This window comes from Paraburkholderia sp. BR10954 (genome assembly GCF_040965775.1).
Lineage (GTDB): Bacteria > Pseudomonadota > Gammaproteobacteria > Burkholderiales > Burkholderiaceae > Paraburkholderia > Paraburkholderia youngii.
On record NZ_JBFRCK010000150.1, the window covers coordinates 1 to 1,882 of the forward strand.

Genomic DNA, 1,882 nt, shown 5'->3' on the forward strand with positions numbered 1-1,882 from the left:
TGTATTGCGTGAACGGCTTGGCCACGAAAATGCCCGCATTGTTGACGAGCGTATCGACCCGCCCGAAGCGCGCCACGGCTGTTTCGATGACCCGTCGAGCCGTGGCCGGATCGGCGATGTCACCGGCTACGGTCACGAGGTTGGGATCGTCCGACGGCTTGATGCTGCGCGATGTCGCGACGACGTTGTGGCCGAGCTGGCGAAACGCCTTGACCGTTTCGGCGCCGATGCCTTGCGACGCACCGGTAACCACGATGACTTTGGGAGACTGACTCATAGTGAACCTCGAAGTTGGTTGGATCAGCAATCTGTGATCGGACTGTTGGCTCCGATGGCTACTAATTTATGCAATCGTGCTGCGCTTTTGCACACAAGGCACGGACAAACAGTTGTGAGCCGCAGGAACAAGCGGTGACTGATGACACGTGTTGGCAGTGGTCCTGCCGGTGGCGGTCGCGATTGTCGCCGGTAGATCAATTCAGTTTTGCACCACGTAGCGCATACGGCGAGGAAATGCGCTTGCACAAATCTGCATAGTCAAATATATTGAAGTCAGATATCGAGGAGGCGATCGATGGACGATTCGATCAACGACGACTTCGAGCGGACGCAGAAGCTGGTGTCCGTGCTGGGGCAGGCGCGTCAGCTGATTGCAAGCGAACTCAGGGCAGGGCTCGCGGATGCAGGACTCAATCTACAGCAGCGCGGCGTTCTGCTCACGCTGGCGCGCGGGAGCGCGAAAACACCGGCCGCCCTGTCGAAATTGGCTGGCGTCCACCCGACCCGGATGACCCGCGTGCTGGACCGACTCGAAGACAGCGGATTGATCGAGCGCGCCCGCAACGGCAAGGATCGTCGACTCGTCAATGTTTCATTGACACAGAAAGGGCGGGCCATCGCCGCGCGCCACACACGGGTTGTCCAGGGAGCATGGAGCGAGCGGCTTTCGCACTTCTCGAAGTCGGACTTCGACGCGTTGAGCCTGCTTCTTTCAAGACTGCTCGACCGCTAAGGCGGCTTTTTTTCAACCACTTATCTGACAATGCAGATAATCGCCCGGCACTGAAGGGCACTCCGAACCGAGACGAGGACATGAATCCACCGACCAACCCGGGCGCGCCGGCCCAGCTGACTGGCGCAAAGTTCGCACTCGGCACGTTTGCCGTAGCGCTCGCCACCTTCATGAACGTGCTCGATTCGTCGATCGCCAACGTCGCGATTCCGACGCTGTCGGGCAACCTGGGCGTGTCGATCGACGAAGGCACATGGGTCATTACGCTGTTTGCCGCGGCCAATGCGGTGTCGATTCCGTTGACGGGGTGGCTCACGCAGCGCATCGGCCAGGTCAAGCTGTTCGTCTGGGCGATCCTGCTGTTCGTGCTGTCATCGGCGGCGTGCGGACTCGCTCCGAACCTGCTGGTACTGCTCGTCGCCCGCGTCGTGCAGGGCGCGGTGGCGGGGCCGCTGGTGCCGTTGTCGCAGGCCATGCTGCTCGCGTCGTTTCCGAAGGAAAGAAGTTCGAACGCGCTGGCGTTATGGGCGATGACCGCGACGGTCGGGCCGATCGCGGGGCCCGCGCTCGGCGGCTGGATCACCGACAGCTACAGCTGGTCGTGGATCTTCTACATCAACGTGCCGGTCGGCCTGTTTGCCGCGGGCGCGATCTGGGCGATCTACCGCGACCGCGAGACGCCGTCGCGCAAGCTCCCGATCGACAAGGTCGGGCTGATCTCACTGATCGCCTGGGTCGCGCCACTGCAGATCATGCTCGACAAGGGCCGCGACCTCGACTGGTTCAGCTCGCCGGTGATCTGGGCGCTGACGATCGTCGCCGTGGTCAGCTTCCTGTTCTTCCTGATCTGGGAATTGACCGAGGAAAAAC

The 1,882-nt window shown here is 61.5% G+C and carries 3 protein-coding genes; 2 read left to right on the forward strand and 1 reads right to left on the reverse strand.

Translation table 11 applies throughout. The annotated features are described in order from the left end of the window. On the reverse strand, positions 1–277 hold a 277-nt coding region (locus AB4Y34_RS41475), incomplete at its 3' end, for an SDR family oxidoreductase (RefSeq protein ID WP_368719260.1). A 297-nt stretch (positions 278–574) separates the two neighbouring features. On the opposite strand from AB4Y34_RS41475, the gene AB4Y34_RS41480 reads away from it, so the two are divergent. Further along, a complete protein-coding gene (locus tag AB4Y34_RS41480; RefSeq protein ID WP_368719261.1) occupies positions 575–1,012 on the forward strand; it encodes a MarR family winged helix-turn-helix transcriptional regulator in 438 nt (145 codons plus the stop codon). 80 nt (positions 1,013–1,092) lie between these two features. Next, positions 1,093–1,882 (forward strand): DHA2 family efflux MFS transporter permease subunit (locus tag AB4Y34_RS41485; protein ID WP_368719262.1); only part of this gene is annotated, 790 nt, incomplete at its 3' end.

Excerpts from the sequence above, each read along its gene's own strand:
- AB4Y34_RS41480 (WP_368719261.1), top strand. The coding sequence starts at position 575 with ATGGACGATTCGATCAACGACGACTTCGAGCGGACGCAGAAGCTGGTG.